Here is a 17715-nt window from a genome sequence, read left to right on the forward strand (position 1 = left end):
CTGATTGATGCATTTTACATTTTTTGGTACAATAAGATTGCCAGACCCTGATAAGTCTGTGGATTGAAAAATATATGTTTTTTTGTGCAAAAAGGATGTCTTTCCATGAGATTTGGGTAAGGCGTTCTTTTTCTTTATCAAGCCTAAAAACGACAAAATACAACACAGAATATGGTAAAGGGAGAGCTATAATAAAAGACAAGCATGAATTTAATTAGAAAGGAGGATGTTCATGGTACGATTGTCTTATCCTATTGCGATGGAGATAGCCGGTAACACCGCAATGTGGACCAGACCGGATAGCGGTGACTGTCCAGTCAGTTATCCGGTTCCAACCTATTCTGCAGTCAAAGCTATTTTTGAATCCGTCCTATGGGGGCCCAGCGTGGAAATAATTCCTACAAAAGTGGAGTTGTGCGCACCTATACAATACCACTCTTATTGCACCAACTATGGAGGACCTTTGCGAAATTCCAAATCGATTAAAGAGGGAAATAATTATCAATTGTATGCCACCGTGTTAATTGATGTCTGTTATAGACTGTACGCAGAAGTTGTTCCCAATAGAGAAAAAAGCCGATTGCCGGAAAGTGCTGTGCAATGGGATAAAAAAACGACCTCCCCTGGTCACGCTTATCAAAGCATTTTTGAAAGAAGGCTCAAACGAGGTCAATGCTATTCCATTCCGACATTGGGGTGGAAAGAATTTACACCCTCTTATTTTGGCAAATTTCGGGATACAACACAGGTGCTGTCTGATGCGCTTCCCGTTATCATACCATCTATGCTAAGACAGGTTTTTTCCAAAGGATATGCTTCTCCGGTTTCTTATGTCTACGACAATGACCTCGTCATTCGAAATGGCGTGCTGGAGTATCCGAAAAGGAGTGAAAACTATGCTCAATGAATTGTATAGTTTGTCCACCGCTATGAAAAGTAAAGGGATCAGCACCAAGGAATGGCATAGGGAATATAAATCTTTACCCAAAGTAACAGCCAAAGCACCCTGTATTAGAATATGGCTTGCCCAGGACGGCTCGATCTGCGGACTTGAGAGCATAAGTACTGAACTTTCCCAGTCGTTGAGAAAATACGGGAACAACCAGGGAACCTTTCCCGCTTTCAATATCGTTCCTCTTTACCGTATCACCGAAAAAGAACAGCTTACCGAGTTGGAACAAATTGAAAAAGGCACTATTCCCCCTGATTTTGACAAAATTAAATCATGGTGCGTCGATGACAATTGGAAAGAAAGCATTGTCAAAAAAGTTGATAGAAGCTTGCAAAATATTCCTCAGACCCTTTTGGGTTTAATGGGGAATCAAGAACAGCTTGAAGGAATGCTCGTTTCCAAGTTAATCCAGTTAGCCTCTGGTTTCTCAAATGAGCCTGATAAAAGCTTTAAGTCCGCACTGGAAAAGTGCGTTTTCGCAAAGCTTCAAAAACAAGAGGACATTGGCATTCTGCTTACTATGCTATTCCATAAAGGTAACCCCCAAAAGGATCATAACGATGACACAGGATCAATTTCAGTTGTTTTAGATCTGTTTGACTGGCAACAGTACGGGTATCCCGTAACAAGCCAACACATGACCGAATGGCTCAACGATATGTTGTTGAAATCCAGCTTGCTGAGTGCATCCAAACAATCTGAGAGTGTTGAACGTGATGCCTTTGGCATTCCTTTTATCCATCCCAATGAACCGATGCCAAGCGTGAAACTCAGTGGCTTTGAGGTAACCTTGCGTTCGATGTTCAACGGACAGCCTTGCCAGTATCGTTATGAACAGATCGATGATGGTTCTTATCCCATCGCCATGGAAAACCGATCTCTTGCCAAAAAATCACTGGAATGGGCTGCCGACCTGGAGCGGGAGGGTGTCACATGGCGGAAAATTGATAAGAACGAAATCGTATTTGCCTATCCTTCCAAGCTGTCGGAGACTTCACCAAAATTCGCTTCAATCTTCGGTCCCAGTCAGGCAGGAAGTTCTGCCCAGGCAGAAGCGCGTTTTGAGAATATCGCCAAAGATTTTATTAGGACGCTTAGAGGCCTTCCACCAAAGGAAAACCCCGAATTCATTCAAATTTTCACGATCCGCAAACTGGACAAAGCCCGCTCGAAGGTGATATTTACCCGAAATTGCTCACCGGATCAGCTTATCCAAGCGGCAGAGGACTGGGAGGCCGGTTGTTGGAATACGCCGGAAACAGATCTAGGTGAGCGAGAAACTCCTTTTCCGTTGCAAGTGGCTCGAATTGTCAACAATGTGTGGAAGCAAAACGGGGAATTAGCGCAAGGCATAACTGCCGTTGAACGAATGAAATATTATCAGGGAATGGAATTGCTTCTTAATCTTATGCAAGAAAGTATGATTGACAATTATCTTCATGTGGTACTCACCCATTCATCCGGGTTAGCAAGCTATATCGGCAACTGGGTGCATGGCGGTTCAAACTGCAAGAACAAGACAGAGGAGAAAACTTTAGACAAATTAAAAAATGAAACGGTTCTTCTGTTATCCGTCCTTGGACTGCTGCTTTATAAACGGGGTGAGAGAAAGGAGAAATACATGGAAAATATGGCTTATTTAGTCGGACAGCTCTTGAAAATATCCGACGAGCTGCATACCTTGTACTGCAAAGTTGTGCGAGGCGGGGATGTTCCTCCCCAGCTGGCGGGCAGTGTTTTGTTTGCAGCAGCCAGTGAAATGCCTTACCAGGCGATAGCCCAATTGTCCCTCCGCATGAATCCTTATATAACCTGGGCCAAACAATATCGTTTCAAAAATATTTCAACTAAAAATGAAGAGAGTTGGAGAGCACGCTGGTATCTCGGTTTATATGAGGATGCGGCAAATAAGCTGAAAACGACAGTGACGGACTCAACACGTTTCAATGATTTTGAAAGGGCACAGCTTTTTATTGGCTATCTGGCATCCTTCCCTAAAAGAGAGTTCTCAGCAGCGGCAAGCAGTGATGACAACAGTAATGATAATAACGTAGGAGGGGCTAATGATGAACAGTGAAATCAAGCGCGCAACCGGTCTATTGGTGATTGAAGTTGTAAATTCAAATGCAAACGGCGACCCGGACAGAGAGAGCGATCCTCGCCAGCGTCCTAATGGTATAGGCGAAATTTCACCTGTTTCCTTCAAGCGCAAGCTTCGTGATTTGGTGGGGGACCACGATAGTGTGTTTTATCAGAGCCTCCCGGAGGTTTATGTTAAAGACTCGGATTATTACTGCATATTGGAATCGCGGGGGCGTGATAGGAAGTCCATTCAAAGCGAGATGTCAAAAGATATTAAAAACTTCGATCAGAAGAGTTTTCTGGAGAGTACTTTTGTTAAAAAATATTGGGATGCAAGAATCTTCGGCAACACTTTTTTGGAAGAAGGGGCGAATAAAGGATTTATCAAAACGGGTGTTGTTCAGTTTGGTGTAGGTACGTCGATTTCTCCGGTCAATATCATTCGCCATACCAATACGAATAAAGCCGGTGTACAAGAGGGTAAAAATTCCGGAATGGCTCCTTTAGCTTTTCGAATCGTGGAACATGGTGTTTATTGTATGCCGTTTTTTGTGAATCCCAATTATGCAACAAAGACAGGCTGCACTCAAGAAGATATTGACTTGCTTAAGCTATTAATTCCCAAAGGGTATGATTTGAATCGTTCTGCCATTCGCACCGATGTACGCATTCGGCATGCCTGGTATATTGAGCATCTGAACGCCCTTGGCAGTTGCCCGGATTATCTCCTTCTGGAAGCGCTTACGCCAAAGCGTATTGGCGATGCGACCATTGCGTCGAAGAGCTGGGACGACTATGAAGATAAGACAGCTCTGCCGGAAGAATTGAAGGCCAAGGTGAGCTCCGTAACCGACCTGATGCTGGTATGATTTACTACGCGCACAGTAAAAAAGATGATATCCCCGAGCAGGGATATTCAACGCATGTTCGTGGTGTAAAGTCGCTTGCTCACCAATATGTGCAGGATATAAGCTACTATGCAACCTGTGACAAAGTACTGCTGTCAGGGATAACAGAGAAAACCTCCACACTTCATGATCTAGGTAAGCTGAACCAAGAAAATCAAGATGTACTTGCCGGTAAAGATACAGCCAAATTCCTTCCACGAAATCATGTCGATGCAGGAGCCGCTTATTTTTTGAATAGCCAACACTTTTCTGCTTTTTCCGCCGCTGTGATTCAGGCCCACCACGTTGGCTTTCCTGATTTTATTGTTGAAATGAATAAAGGAGATGCGATTTTTCGGGATAGTTCCATTGCTTCTGAGGTGGATAGAGAGTTGCCGGAACTTGAAGCTATTCACAACAACCTCATTGATAGCCATTTTGAGTATGGTGAGGAAGAAACTAAAAGTGATCGTTCGGTTTTCCTGCGGATGCTCTTATCATGCCTCGTTGATGCGGATCACACCGATACGGCCATCCATTACCGGAAGTATCCGGCTGAAATGGATCCGGTCAGATTACGTGCGGCAGAACGGCTTGCACAATTAGACCTGCATATTACAGGGTTAAAGCAAAAAGGAGCCGACGATGATCGGAACGCTCTACGCAATGAGATGTATCTTGCCTGTCGAAACGCCGGCATTGATGCCGGCATAACCTCCTGTGACAGCCCGGTTGGCTCCGGAAAGACGACAGCGGTCATGGCTCATTTGCTTGCACAGGCGGAAAAGCGCGGGCTACGGCGTATCTTTGTTGTACTGCCATTTACGAATATCATTAAACAATCGGTTGATACCTATCGGGATACGCTCGTTTTGCCGGGGGAAAACGCTGAGGAGGTTGTAGCGGAACTGCATCACCGGGCGGACTTTGAAAGCAAGGATGCCAGACACCTGACCGCGCTTTGGCGGGCGCCCATTATAGTGACAACAGCTGTTGCTTTTTTTGAAACGCTGGCTTCGAATTCTACCGCAACCCTGCGCCGTTTGCACGAATTGCCCGGCAGTGCTGTTTTTGTGGATGAATCGCATGCTGCGTTGCCGGCCAAACTTCTGCCCATTGCCTGGAAGTGGATCAATATTTATGCTGCGGAATGGAGTTGCTACTGGGTTCTGGCGTCCGGTTCACTGAATCGATTCTGGACAATCCCAGAAATCACCGGCAGCGAAAAATCCTACGCTGTACCGGAAATCATTGATGATGAACTGCGCGGACGCCTTGCAGTATATGAAAACAATCGGATTTCTTATCATTGCGATTTATTCCCCAAAGGCACAGAAGAGCTTGCTAAATGGATCATCGGCTTTCCGGGACCGAGACTGGTTATCTTGAACACGGTTCAAAGTGCCGCCGTATTGGCGGACTATTTTTCTGAGCATTTTGGTCGAGAGTATGTCGAGCATTTGTCTACGGCTTTGACTACAAATGATCGGGGTAACACTCTTGAACGAGTAAAAGAACGCTTGGCTAATAAAAAGGATACGAATTGGACTCTGATTGCAACGTCGTGTATTGAAGCCGGCGTAAACCTGTCTTTCAGAAATGGATTCCGTGAGCTTGGCGCGTTGGTATCGCTGCTGCAAGCTTCGGGACGTGTCAATCGGGAGGGGATTCTTGATAATGCGGAGATGTGGACTTTTTGTATTTTAGAAGATGGAATGTTGAGGCTTAATCCTGGTTTAAAAGAGGCTGCCGCTATTCTTAAAGGGTATTTTGAAGGGAACAGAGCAATTGTGCCAGAATTGAGTACACAATCCCTCGCAGATGAAATTGCCTTATATGGACTATCTAAAAAGCATGAAAAATTAGTCACCGATGAGAACTTGCAGAGATTTCCTCAGGTAGAACGGGCTTTTAAGGTAATTGATAGCGATACTCGTATCGTAATTGTTGATCCGAGTATGGCAAAGCGCTTGCAATATGGAAAAGTCGATTGGAAAGAACTGCAAAAAGTCTCAGTTCAAATTGCCAAATATAAATTGGACGAACTGAGAACACCTATGATAATAGATAAGATATACAGGTGGAATCTCGAATACGACGGTTTTCTAGGTTACATGGCTGGCATTGTGAAATTAAAAAAGTATAGAGGAGAAGCAATCATCATTTGATTAGCTATAGATTGAGAGTGGGAAAAACAGCCATACCAAGCACTACTCTTTTTGAAAGTTACAGCTTTCCTGTTCGCCTTGATAGCAGTTGGAGATTTGTAAGGGGTTTTGTTGGAGAACATAAACACTGATAGTTATAGTATCAATAGAGTCTTGGAAGAATTGAATCTGGAGGTTTCTAATGGAATATGGTGAAGAAGATTTCCTACTCTTGTCAGGGATACAGCATTATGCGTTTTGCAAACGCCAGTGGGCCTTAATCCATATTGAACAGCAGTGGCAGGAGAACCTTCGTACCGTAGAAGGGGCAATCCTGCACGAGAAAACCCATGATTCGATGATTAAAGAAAAGCGGGGAGCTCTGATCATTTCTCGAGGTATGGGGGTTTTTTCCCGTACTCTGGGGATTACCGGGGCTTGTGACGTGGTGGAATTTCATAAATCCCGGGACGGAGTCACCTTATACGGCAGGGAGGGAACTTATCAGCCAGTTCCTGTGGAATATAAACGGGGTAAACCCAAGCAGGACAATGCTGATGTCCTGCAGTTATGCGCTCAGGCTATGTGTTTGGAAGAAATGCTCTTGTGTACCATACCCGAAGGATTTTTGTATTATGGGGAACCCAGACGCAGAACGAAAGTTACCTTGGATGAGGAGATACGGGAGGAAGTCAAAAGGATTTGCCAGGAGATGCATGAGCTCTATGCCAAGAGATATACCCCTAAGGTTAAAACGACGAAAGCATGCAAAGCCTGTTCCCTCAGTGAACTCTGCCTGCCCAAGCTGTGTAAGAACCCATCGGCCCTGGACTATATGAAGAAAACTATTTCAGAGATCGAGGTTGATCCATGAGAAAATTATTGAATACTCTCTATGTAACTTCCCCCAATACTTATCTATCCCTTGATGGAGAAAATATTGTGATTTTGAAGGATGATGTGGAGGCATTGAGAGTTCCTCTGCATAATCTGGAGGGCATCATTACCTTTGGCTATACCGGGGCCAGCCCGGCCTTGATGGGCGCTTGTGCCAAGCGCAATATCTCCTTAAGCTTTATGAAATCCAACGGGAAATTTCTGGGCAGAGTAGTGGGGGAAGTCAGAGGCAATGTCACCTTAAGAAAAGCCCAGTACAGACTTTCCGACGATGAGGTGGCAAGCCATAGAATTGCCAAGAGTTTTATTTTGGGGAAAGTATATAACTCCCGTTGGGTGGTGGAACGGGCCACCCGGGATCACGGGGCAAGGCTGGATGTAGAGAAATTAAAGGGAGTCTGCCAAACTCTGGCTAATGCTCTGAAATTGGTCGAGAACAGTAAGGATTTAGACCAACTGCGGGGTGTGGAGGGGGAGGCTGCAGCCCAATATTTCCGGGTGTTGGATGATTTGATTCTCCAGCAGAAAGAGGACTTTTATTTCAAATTTCGGAATAAACGGCCTCCTCTGGACAATGTTAATGCCATGCTCTCCTTTGTCTATACCTTATTGGCCCATGACGTTGCTGCTGCCCTGGAAACAGTGGGACTGGATCCTTATGTAGGATTTTTGCACCGGGATAGACCGGGAAGGATATCACTGGCCCTGGATCTGATGGAAGAGCTGCGGGCAGTCTATGCGGATCGTTTTGTCCTTTCTTTAATCAATAGACGGGAAGTCAATCCCGGCGGGTTCACCCGGATGGAAAACGGAGCAGTTATAATGGATCATGACACAAGAAGAGATATCCTTAAGGCGTGGCAAAGCAGGAAACAGGAAGAGAAAAAGCATCCCTTTCTACAGGAGAAAATGGAGTGGGGGCTTGTGCCCTATGCTCAGGCTATGTTGTTGGCTAGGTTTATCCGGGGGGATTTGGACGGATACCCAGCTTTTATGTGGAAGTAGGTGAGAAAGATTTTAGTGCTGATCACGTATGACGTCAATACTCAAACCGCGGCAGGAAGAAAGCGGCTGCGTCAGGTTGCGAAACAATGTGTGAACTACGGGCAGCGTGTCCAGAATTCAGTCTTTGAGTGCGTGCTGGATGCGGCAAAATTCCGTGAGGTTCAGCATAAGCTTGAGCAGATTATTGATACGGAGACGGATAGCTTGAGATTCTATATGCTGGGGAATAACTATAAGAATAAGGTTGAGCATATAGGAGCAAAAGCCTCTTTTAATGTTGAGGATACCCTGATCATTTAGTGCGAACCTATAGTGCACATAAAATCCTCGGGAGGTTCGCACCGCCAAACGAGAGGAAAATTGTTGAAATATAGGGGAGAAATAATTGATTATGGTAAGGTATTGAGGGAAAGTTTAAGGAATTGAACAGAAATGCCATCCGATAGATGATTTTTGTTTACTTTTTGCTGTCGCTCTCTACGTGAGAGCGTGGATTGAAATTCTGGCCGGAAGATGTTCAATTGCTTGTTCGATCCGGTCGCTCTCTACGTGAGAGCGTGGATTGAAATTCGCTGTCCGACGTTGACATGACCACAGCAAGCGATTGTCGCTCTCTACGTGAGAGCGTGGATTGAAATTCCGAATTCTTGGAGCTCAACCTCGAATTCAGTTTTAAGTCGCTCTCTACGTGAGAGCGTGGATTGAAATTCCCTGGATAAAATCAGCGTAATGTCTCGCCGCAGTCGCTCTCTACGTGAGAGCGTGGATTGAAATCGTAGGATTCATACAGGCCATCGATTATGGTTTTGTCGCTCTCTACGTGAGAGCGTGGATTGAAATTCTAAATGTCTGTAAAAACGAACTTCAAGAGCTAAAGTCGCTCTCTACGTGAGAGCGTGGATTGAAATATTGGCCGCTTTGTTTTCGCCTTGGAGCTTTTCAATGTCGCTCTCTACGTGAGAGCGTGGATTGAAATTTAGGGGTCTTAAGGGAGACCTAACATCGCCTGTCTGTCGCTCTCTACGTGAGAGCGTGGATTGAAATCCGTACTTCACCAGGCAATAATCCACATAAGCCCCCAGGTCGCTCTCTACGTGAGAGCGTGGATTGAAATTTTAACTCGTATACTTGTTGCTTATTTAATAAACTTGCGTCGCTCTCTACGTGAGAGCGTGGATTGAAATCTCATAAGCCGGGAAAACAACGATACTAAATTCGTAAGTCGCTCTCTACGTGAGAGCGTGGATTGAAATCCAAGATAGTGGCATCCCCGGCATTGCGGTTATGTCGCTCTCTACGTGAGAGCGTGGATTGAAATAAGTTAGTCAATCCAATGGCCCATAGCGTTTACGTCGCTCTCTACGTGAGAGCGTGGATTGAAATGAACCCGGTGCACTGCAGGAGTTGCAGTTGCCTTGTGTCGCTCTCTACGTGAGAGCGTGGATTGAAATAGGCGCGGGTCTTGAACCGCTCCCACAGCATTGCGTCGCTCTCTACGTGAGAGCGTGGATTGAAATTGCACAACTAAGATCGCTAGATGGCTCAAGTTACATGTCGCTCTCTACGTGAGAGCGTGGATTGAAATTCCAACATCCCTCCTGAAGTGGTAGTTCCTTCTTTGTCGCTCTCTACGTGAGAGCGTGGATTGAAATATTTTTGGTGGATTATTTAAACCTTTGAAATCAACACCGTCGCTCTCTACGTGAGAGCGTGGATTGAAATCAAATGGAAAGTGCCAGTACCCCTATGAGGTATGTCGCTCTCTACGTGAGAGCGTGGATTGAAATTGATACCACATACTATACACTATTAGGAATATTGTCGCTCTCTACGTGAGAGCGTAGAATCAACCCCGGGTCAGAATCTTCATCGATGAAGATTTTGCCATCTTTCCCTGATGGAAACGTGGCTACCTGAGACCAAAGCTGCAAAAGAGAATCTCAAATCAGAATACAAGGCCTAAAGCAATCAAAATGAGGATAGAAATGGCAATTATCGCTATACCAGCTCCGCATAAAAACATAAATTCAACCCCCTTTAGTTTATATATCATCATATGCAAAAAATATTTTTATGGGATATTATGGTAAAGACAAAGTTTTAAAAGAGCGTTTAAAACGCTCTTTTTTCTTTATTTTTCACGATGTGTCACCATTCGTGAATTTTTAACTTTTCCGTAAGAATTTTTAAGGTTTTTGTAAAGCACTGCAACTCAAAACTTGGTAAGGTGAAGAGGAAGAAATAGCTATGACGGCAAGATCCGGAGCCTGGCACAAGTGGAGAGTGAAGATGAAATGAATTGCAGCACAAAAACGAATCAATTGTATGAACAGCCGAACCGACCGCAAAGGGGGAGGAGAGTACGGGCGCATTCCTGCGGCTATATGCCGGGCTTGGACGGCCTGAGGGCTTTGGCGGTGTTTGCCGTGATTGCCTACCATCTCAATGTATCCTGGGCGCCGGGAGGACTTTTAGGGGTAACTTTGTTCTTTGTGCTGTCCGGGTATTTAATTACCAATATTCTCCTGAAACAATGGGATGGCACCGGAAGGATTGACTTGAAAGATTTTTGGCTGCGCCGGGCCCGACGGCTACTGCCCGCTGTTTTTGTAATGCTGGCGGGGGTAATGCTCTGGATGATGCTTTGGGCTCCGGAACGTCTGGCAGCCTTGAAGGGAGAAGTCCTGGCCGCGGTATTCTATATCAGTAACTGGTATCTGATCTTTCATCAGGTCTCCTACTTTGAAAGCTTCGGCCCCCCGTCTCCTTTGGGGCATCTCTGGTCTTTGGCGGTAGAAGAACAGTTCTATGTTATCTGGCCCCTCCTTTTGGGACTGGGACTGAGCCGGATCCGGCGACGCAAATGGCTGACCATGGGAACAATTGCTGTTACATTGGCATCGGCTGCGGCCATGGCCTTGATCTATATACCGGGTCAGGATCCCAGCCGGATCTATTACGGAACGGACACCCGGGCGTTCTCTTTGCTGGTGGGAGCAGTTCTAGCTATGGTTTGGCCCAGCGGGAAGATGGCCGGGGAACTCTCCGGCTCAAAAAGATGGGTTCTTGATGGGGCAGGCATTCTGGGGCTATTGGTGGTGCTGTTGATGATTGGGAAAACCAACCAATACCAGGCCTTCCTCTATCAGGGCGGACTCTTGCTCTTCTCTGTTGCCGCGGCTATTTTGGTGGCCGTTCTGGCCCACCCGTCCAGTTTTCTGGGCCGGTTCTTCAGCTGGGGACCCTTGCGCTGGCTGGGAGAGTGTTCCTACGGAATTTATCTGTGGCATTATCCCGTCATCATCCTGACCAATCCCGTTGTGAATACGGGAGGCTTGGATCTTTCCCGTACCCTCTGGCAAATTGGGTTAAGCATTATTCTGGCCGCCCTGTCCCGCTACTTCATTGAGGACCCCATCCGGTACGGAAGGCGGAGACGGGGGCGGAGGCGGACACCGGTTCTTCAGTGGTGGCAAAGACCATTGTGTGCCGGCGCCAAAATTTCTCTCAGTATAATGCTGATGACTGTGCTGTTGTTTATAACTCCCGCTTGTGTTGCTGATAACTCCGGCAATGAGGGTGCGGGAATTTCAGCAAAAGCTATAACGGAGAACCATGAGGCAACAGAACAAACACAGACTCAGAATCAAAATGAAAATGCAAATGAAAATGCAAATGAAAATGTGAATAAACAAGAAGATGAAACCCAAGAGACGGAGCAGAAAGACAATGCCGTCAAGGGGGACGCTGCCGGGAATGATATTACAGTCATCGGCGATTCCGTCATGATCAATGTGGAGCCTGTTTTACAGGAACGGCTTAAGGGGGTTGTCGTCGATGCCCAACTAGGAAGACAGATGTATCAGGCCCCGGAGGTTATTGCCGGGCTTCAGAAAGAGGGCAAGCTGGGGAAAACCGTGATTATTCAATTGGGGACGAACGGTTCCTTCAGCGAAAAACAACTCAAGCAAACTCTCGACTCCCTGCAAGGAAGTCCCGAGATCCTGCTGATCAATTCCCGGGTCCCCAAGCCTTGGGAAGGAGAGGTAAATGAGACTCTCAAAAGAGTAGCCCAGACTTACCCCAAGACCAAACTGATCGATTGGTATTCAACAAGCAAGGGCCATAACGATTACTTCTACTCCGACGGAGTTCATCTGACCCAGGCTGGGGTGGAAGCCTACGGAGAGATGCTCATCAACGCCTTATCTCCCAAATAAAAGTGATAAAACAAAAATCGTGTTATAATTAGAAAAAACCTAAAGCGAAAACTGAGGGATGAGACTATGCACGAGAATAAGGTAAAAGTACTGGTTGTTGAAGATGAAGCATCGATCCGGCGTTTTATCACCCTTAATCTGGAGACGGCCGGATATGAAGTGGGAGAAGCGGAGAGCGGGGAGGATGCCCTGGCTCTGCTTACCACATTTCTCCCTGATTTAGTGGTCCTGGATCTGATGCTGCCGGGGATGGACGGACTGGAAGTCTGTCAGCACATTCGCGGAACCATGCCGGACCCGCTGATTATCATGCTCACGGCCAAGGGGCAGGATACGGATAAAATTATGGGGCTTGAACTGGGAGCGGATGATTATATGGTCAAGCCCTTTAACCCTTTCGAATTAATTGCCAGGATCAAAGCGCTGTTAAGACGCCGGGATCGCTATGAACCCGGCAGAAGGGCCTATACTTACGGCAGTCTGCATCTGGATACTGTTGCCAATAAACTCCTCAAAAACAATCAGGAAGTGGAGCTCACCCCCACGGAATACTCCTTGTTAAAAATGTTTATGGAAAATCCGGGGAAAGCCCTGCGCAGGGAGGAGATGCTGAATGCCATCTGGGGAGAAGATTATTTTGGGGATACGAAAACTCTGGATGTGCATATCCGGCGGCTCCGGGAAAAAATCGAGGACAACCCCTCTGAGCCCCGGCATATTAAAACCATTTGGGGTTCCGGTTACCGGTGGCAGAAGGAGACAACTGGGAGGTTGCCATGAAAGGGATTAGAGGGAGACTGACAGCGAATTTCATGATCGTAATTTTGGTTTCGGTGGCCATCCTGGAAGTGCTGCTTATCTATACCGTCCAGCAGAATTATTACGGCAGCCTGAGGGGCAACCTGACCAACCAGGTGAAAATCAGCGCGGACATGTACTCCAAATATTATTCCGATACCTCCCTGGAAGATAACATCCTGTATAATGTGGATGCCTTTTGGAATCAAAGCAATGCCCAAGTGGAAATTGTCGATAAAGACGGGACGATTGTCATGGACTCTCTGGGGACGATCCCGGAACAAGGAGAACCCATGGAGGATATTCAGGATGCCCTCAATGATAAGATGGGGGAATGGGTGGGGAAATTAAACGGTCAGAAAGTTATGGCCGTAGCCTATCCTTTAAAATCGGAGGGACAAATTGTGGGGGCCCTGCGTTTTATTGGTTCTACCAGCGAAATTGATCAGGATATTCAGGACACGGCTAAAATTTTTATTGCTATTGGCCTCTTTGTGGCACTGGTGGTCGGTTTGCTCAGCATTTTCTTAGCCAATACCATTCTTATCCCCTTGAAGGAAGTGACAGCCGTTGCTGAAAGCATGGCGGCAGGCAATTTTCAGATCAAGAGCAGGAAAAAGCGGAATGACGAGATCGGCAAGCTCGCCGACACATTAAACTATATGGCAGAAGAAATAACCAAAAAAGAAAAGCTGAAAAACGATTTCATATCTTCAGTTTCCCACGAATTGCGCACCCCCTTAACCTCGATTATGGGCTGGGCCATTACCCTGCAAAGTGAAAAATTCCAACAGAAAGAAACGTTGAACGACGGTCTCGGCATCATTGCCAAAGAGGCCGAACGGCTCACCCAGATGGTTGAAGAACTCCTGGACTTTTCCAAATTTGTTTCTGGCAGGATCAAGCTTAAATATGTCAATGTCAATTTGGCCGAGTTGATGGAGCATATCTGCAAACAGCTGACCCCCCGGGCGACACGGGAAAATATCCAGTTTACGGTGGTTTACCCGGAAAATCTTCCCGACTTGCTGACCGATCCTAACCGTTTAAAACAAGTGCTGATCAATATTTTGGATAATGCCTTGAATTTTACGCCTGCCGAGGGGTACGTCCGCTTTGAGGCCGAGGTAGGGGAGAAAGACTATACCTTTACGATCTCCGACAACGGGTGCGGCATTGCCGGCGAGGAGCTGCCCATGGTGAAGGAAAAGTTTTACAAGGGCAAGACCTCACGCTCCCGAAACGGGATTGGTTTATCCATCTGTGAAGAGATCGTTACCCTGATGCAAGGCCGGCTGGAAATCCGCAGTGAAGTCAATGTGGGAACGACTGTGGTCATTACTTTGCCTCGAGAGGTGTGTGCCAATGGTTAAAAAATCCCTCCTTCTTCTCCTTTCTTTTTTGCTGCTCATCCTTAGCGGCTGCGCCGAATTTTCGGGCGCATCGGCAGGTAAGATTATCCCGCCCTCCAGCCCGGTCAGTTCCTTGGGAGGGAAATGGAAGGTGCTTCAGGAGTTGGATGCCAACGGCAGCGAAGGAGGAACCCAGCAATGGTTAGGGAGTGATGTTCAATTTGCTCCAGGCGCCATCTCTTTCGGCGGCCATGTCTGGGATAATCCTTCCTATAAAATCAAAAGAGTGAAGGCCGAGGATTATTTGCAGACAAAATATATCCCCCCTGCCGGTATTTTCGGCCCGAAAACCGAGAAGGTTGATGTGATTACGGTTTATGCCGCTACTAATTATCTGGGAGAATTTATGAAGCTGGATGATACCGGGATGATTTTCTTTGTGCAAAATAAGGTTCTTTTATTGAAGAAGGTTGCTGATGAGGCCGACAGTACCCTGGGAGCGGCGAATACCAATGCCCAGGATCTGAACCAGGATAGCAGGGAAGGGATATCCGGCGTCTTGCTGGGACTGAGGATCCCCTCAGACACAGGCTATACCTATCAGACACTATGGATTGCCGCCGATCACCATCAACTCCACCCGGTCCTGGCCTCTGACCAGCTTTTTTTCCCGCGGACCAGCGGTTTTTGGGAACTTAGTGTCCAGGACCTCTCCTCCGCCGGCAAGACAGGCAATCTGCTTACTGCCCGCAATGTAACGGTCAAGGTACCCGAGCTGAAGACAGGGGAAACAGAAACAGAAGCCGGAGCGGAAACGGAGGATCAAGGCACTACCGATCCGGCGGAAAGAGTCATCCATTATATCGGTAATGACTTTGTTGCCATCGAAAAGAGAACTTCCGGTGTCAATCAATTGCAGATGCTACCCGTGGACAAACTCTCATCCTCTACCGAGATTAAAGTGTCCGATTTGTTGGGGGACAAGGGATTTAACGCCTATTTAAGCGCCAGGGAACAGGCTGTCGCAGCCTTAAGGGAGAAAGGAATGACTTCGATTAACCAGGATGAGCCCGGGGAAAATTTTGGCCTGATACGGAAAAACGGCCATTGGTCCCTGGTGGGGAGAATCAATTATCAAAATGGAGGGGCTTTTGAGGAAACCGATTTTGAACTTAAGCTCATTCCTCCGGCTAATTTGATCTTCTACGATACCTTGGTTTTAAGCTGGTACAAAATTAAAGACCGGGTTCCCGATGCCTTAGACGCTTTTACTTCGCCCAATAAGGATATCGCCCTGGTCAAAACCAAAAATAAGTTAACGATTTATCCCATCGGCACGGAGCAATTAGGGGTAACCCCTTTGGCGGAGCTTGATCTGCCGGAAGGAGCTACTGTAATCATGGCGGAGTGGGGTACTGGGTCTTATGTGGACAGCTGGGAAAAGTCCTTTCTCGTTTATGGTGCCCAAGCCCTGGCAAAGGACTCTGTGCGGATGCGCTGATAAGGGCCTCAATTTTTGAGGCCCTTGCTTAATTTCATAATTTGGCGGATTTTTGTAATTTTTTTAGTGTTTCCAGCAAATCATTAAACTTTGCCTTGCCTAAATTATTTTCTTAAACCTATTTGGGAAGGTAAACTTCGGGCTGAGGGTAAAATTATAAAAAAAGGGGGGTCAATGGGCTTAGTTGAATGTCATATCTATGATAAAAAAGGGAGCCTTGTTGCTCATGCCACAAGTACATGTATGATTTTAAAAGGGAACGATGAGAGTAAACGGACTAAATTATATTAACGAAAATCAAAGAACTCTTTATCTTCAATTTATTCGAGTAACCACAATAGTCCTTTAAATAATTAATGGAATTAAATTTAACTAAACAAAAACATGGCGATATGAAGCTGGCGCTGCTATATTTAAACTGAACGACTAACTGTGAGGTTTCCGTATGAAATTATTGCTTATTACAGCTTCAGCCCATGAAATAAGACAAATCAGAAAAACAAGGGTTATAAATTTTCAACAGGTTACAATGCCTTATCTGGCAGCCTTAACCCCATCGCATTGGGAAATAAAGCATATCGATGAAGGTCAGGAAGAGATCGATTTTAATCAGGAAGCAGATTTAGTCGGCATAACGTTTCATACCCCCAGTGCCAACTATGTGTATGAAATAGCTGCAGAATTCAGGAAAAGAGGTATACCCGTGGTCATGGGCGGACCCCATGTGTCACTGCTGCCGGATGAAGCCGAAAAGCATGCCGATGCTATATTTATAGGGGAAGCGGAAGATACATGGATAGAATTTCTGGCTGATTTTGAGAATAAACGGTTTAAAAAAAGATATGAACAAAAGCATCCCTCTTCCTTGACTAACCTCCCTATGGCACGCAAAGATTTATTTCACAGAAGGGATCATTCCGGGGGAATTATGTTTGCAACCCGTGGCTGCCCTAATCAATGTGAGTTCTGTGCTTTAGCAGTAATGTATCATTGCAAATTCAGAAAAAGGCCCGTTCAAGAAGTTGCCAGGGAATACGGCTCTTTCAACGGGAAAGTTATTATCTTCTGGGATGACAATCTTGCCGCAGATCCACCGTACGCCAAGGAACTTTTCCGGGCGCTCGTTCCTTATCGAAAATGGTGGAGCAGTCAGACCAGTATTCACGCCGGATGGAATGATGAATTATTGGAATTGGCGGCCAAAAGCGGCTGCAAGCAGCTGTTCCTGGGACTAGAGTCGGTATCTCAAATCAGCCTGGATAACGCCAATAAATCCTTCAATAAAGTAGAAGATTACTATAAAATCATTAAAAAGATCCACTCCTATGGAATATCTGTACAGGTAGGGATTATTTTCGGTTTTGATGAAGATGACAAAAGTATTTTCGGAAAAACGATTTCTTTCCTTGAAGCTGCCGGAGTTCAAAATGCTACCTTCAATATGCTTACTCCCTATCCGGGTACTCCTTTGTTCAAGCGCCTTGAAGATGAAGGTAGAATATTGACCTATGATTGGAGTAAATACAATGGGAGAAGAGATGTCGTCTTTAAACCTAAAAATATGACTTGTGAGGAACTGCTGGAAGGTTTTAACTGGGTAAACAGTCAGTTCTATTCTCTAAAAAGCATTGGGAAAAGATTAAGCAAATCAACGGCAGGGTTATGGTGGACGCTGCCTTTAAATCTCTCCTATTATTTTTCATATAAGCTTTATGGACCGAATGAGTAGAGTATGTTGATTAGGATATGTTTGGTGATTAAGTTTGAGATTAGTGATTATTCCCCAGGGATCGGATGCCCCTAGTACTAATCTGTTACATCATATTCAACAGTGTTTGTTAAATAATTAATGGTACCGATTAAGGAAAGGCTTA

The 17715-nt window shown here is 45.8% G+C and carries 13 protein-coding genes and 1 CRISPR repeat array; all 13 genes read left to right on the plus strand.

The window, feature by feature from the left end; genetic code table 11:
- Positions 1-232 precede the first annotated feature (232 nt).
- The 13 genes from cas5 (at position 233) to DESPCE1_RS21285 (ending at position 17570) form a co-directional block, all read left to right on the plus strand.
- On the plus strand, positions 233-907 hold the full coding sequence (cas5, locus tag DESPCE1_RS0108670; protein WP_019850201.1) for a CRISPR-associated protein Cas5: 675 nt from the start codon (positions 233-235) through the stop codon (positions 905-907).
- The gene (locus DESPCE1_RS0108675) at positions 897-3029 is read left to right on the plus strand and encodes a hypothetical protein (protein ID WP_019850202.1); all 2133 of its coding nucleotides are present in this window, start codon (positions 897-899) and stop codon (positions 3027-3029) included. The genes cas5 and DESPCE1_RS0108675 overlap by 11 nt, the downstream gene beginning before the upstream one ends.
- A complete protein-coding gene (locus DESPCE1_RS0108680; RefSeq protein WP_242835381.1) occupies positions 3016-3903 on the plus strand; it encodes a type I CRISPR-associated protein Cas7 in 888 nt (295 codons plus the stop codon). The genes DESPCE1_RS0108675 and DESPCE1_RS0108680 overlap by 14 nt, the downstream gene beginning before the upstream one ends.
- Positions 3900-6089: a CRISPR-associated helicase/endonuclease Cas3 gene (locus tag DESPCE1_RS0108685; protein WP_019850204.1), complete on the plus strand. Its 2190-nt coding sequence runs from the start codon at positions 3900-3902 to the stop codon at positions 6087-6089. Before DESPCE1_RS0108680 ends, DESPCE1_RS0108685 begins: the two co-directional genes overlap by 4 nt.
- Positions 6090-6270: 181 nt before the next feature.
- Positions 6271-6942 carry a CRISPR-associated protein Cas4 gene (cas4, locus tag DESPCE1_RS0108690; RefSeq protein ID WP_019850205.1) on the plus strand — a complete coding sequence of 224 codons (672 nt, stop codon included), beginning with the start codon at positions 6271-6273 and terminating at the stop codon, positions 6940-6942.
- Positions 6939-7970 carry a type I-C CRISPR-associated endonuclease Cas1c gene (gene cas1c / locus DESPCE1_RS0108695; RefSeq protein ID WP_019850206.1) on the plus strand — a complete coding sequence of 344 codons (1032 nt, stop codon included), beginning with the start codon at positions 6939-6941 and terminating at the stop codon, positions 7968-7970. The genes cas4 and cas1c overlap by 4 nt, the downstream gene beginning before the upstream one ends.
- A gap of 9 nt (positions 7971-7979) precedes the next feature.
- A complete protein-coding gene (gene cas2 / locus DESPCE1_RS0108700) occupies positions 7980-8270 on the plus strand; it encodes a CRISPR-associated endonuclease Cas2 (protein WP_028305519.1) in 291 nt (96 codons plus the stop codon).
- 169 nt (positions 8271-8439) lie between these two features.
- Positions 8440-9822: a CRISPR direct-repeat array (repeat unit 32 nt; unit sequence GTCGCTCTCTACGTGAGAGCGTGGATTGAAAT).
- A 442-nt stretch (positions 9823-10264) separates the two neighbouring features.
- Positions 10265-12190 (plus strand): acyltransferase family protein, encoded by a 1926-nt coding sequence (locus tag DESPCE1_RS0108705; protein WP_028305520.1) that lies wholly within the window; start codon positions 10265-10267, stop codon positions 12188-12190.
- A 66-nt stretch (positions 12191-12256) separates the two neighbouring features.
- Complete coding sequence (locus DESPCE1_RS0108710; protein ID WP_014793646.1) at positions 12257-12970, plus strand: response regulator transcription factor; 714 nt, start codon at positions 12257-12259, stop codon at positions 12968-12970.
- Entirely contained in the window at positions 12967-14361 is a 1395-nt protein-coding gene (locus tag DESPCE1_RS0108715) for a cell wall metabolism sensor histidine kinase WalK (RefSeq protein ID WP_019850209.1), read from the plus strand. Before DESPCE1_RS0108710 ends, DESPCE1_RS0108715 begins: the two co-directional genes overlap by 4 nt.
- Positions 14354-15841: a hypothetical protein gene (locus tag DESPCE1_RS0108720; RefSeq protein WP_019850210.1), complete on the plus strand. Its 1488-nt coding sequence runs from the start codon at positions 14354-14356 to the stop codon at positions 15839-15841. The genes DESPCE1_RS0108715 and DESPCE1_RS0108720 overlap by 8 nt, the downstream gene beginning before the upstream one ends.
- 90 nt (positions 15842-15931) lie before the next feature.
- Complete coding sequence (locus DESPCE1_RS24175; RefSeq protein ID WP_371200501.1) at positions 15932-16132, plus strand: PaaI family thioesterase; 201 nt, start codon at positions 15932-15934, stop codon at positions 16130-16132.
- Positions 16133-16286: 154 nt separating this feature from the next.
- Positions 16287-17570 (plus strand): B12-binding domain-containing radical SAM protein, encoded by a 1284-nt coding sequence (locus DESPCE1_RS21285; RefSeq protein ID WP_019850212.1) that lies wholly within the window; start codon positions 16287-16289, stop codon positions 17568-17570.
- Positions 17571-17715: the final 145 nt, after the last annotated feature.

The sequence above is a fragment of the Desulfitobacterium sp. PCE1 genome (assembly GCF_000384015.1).
GTDB lineage: Bacteria > Bacillota > Desulfitobacteriia > Desulfitobacteriales > Desulfitobacteriaceae > Desulfitobacterium > Desulfitobacterium dehalogenans.

Bases quoted from the DNA above. Each gene is read 5' to 3' on its own strand.
- DESPCE1_RS21285 (WP_019850212.1), top strand. From the start codon at position 16,287: ATGAAATTATTGCTTATTACAGCTTCAGCCCATGAAATAAGACAAATC.
- DESPCE1_RS0108705 (WP_028305520.1), top strand. From the start codon at position 10,265: ATGAATTGCAGCACAAAAACGAATCAATTGTATGAACAGCCGAACCGA.
- DESPCE1_RS0108720 (WP_019850210.1), top strand. From the start codon at position 14,354: ATGGTTAAAAAATCCCTCCTTCTTCTCCTTTCTTTTTTGCTGCTCATC.
- DESPCE1_RS0108685 (WP_019850204.1), top strand. From the start codon at position 3,900: ATGATTTACTACGCGCACAGTAAAAAAGATGATATCCCCGAGCAGGGA.
- DESPCE1_RS0108715 (WP_019850209.1), top strand. From the start codon at position 12,967: ATGAAAGGGATTAGAGGGAGACTGACAGCGAATTTCATGATCGTAATT.
- DESPCE1_RS0108680 (WP_242835381.1), top strand. From the start codon at position 3,016: ATGATGAACAGTGAAATCAAGCGCGCAACCGGTCTATTGGTGATTGAA.
- cas4 (WP_019850205.1), top strand. From the start codon at position 6,271: ATGGAATATGGTGAAGAAGATTTCCTACTCTTGTCAGGGATACAGCAT.
- cas5 (WP_019850201.1), top strand. From the start codon at position 233: ATGGTACGATTGTCTTATCCTATTGCGATGGAGATAGCCGGTAACACC.
- DESPCE1_RS0108710 (WP_014793646.1), top strand. From the start codon at position 12,257: ATGCACGAGAATAAGGTAAAAGTACTGGTTGTTGAAGATGAAGCATCG.
- cas1c (WP_019850206.1), top strand. From the start codon at position 6,939: ATGAGAAAATTATTGAATACTCTCTATGTAACTTCCCCCAATACTTAT.
- DESPCE1_RS0108675 (WP_019850202.1), top strand. From the start codon at position 897: ATGCTCAATGAATTGTATAGTTTGTCCACCGCTATGAAAAGTAAAGGG.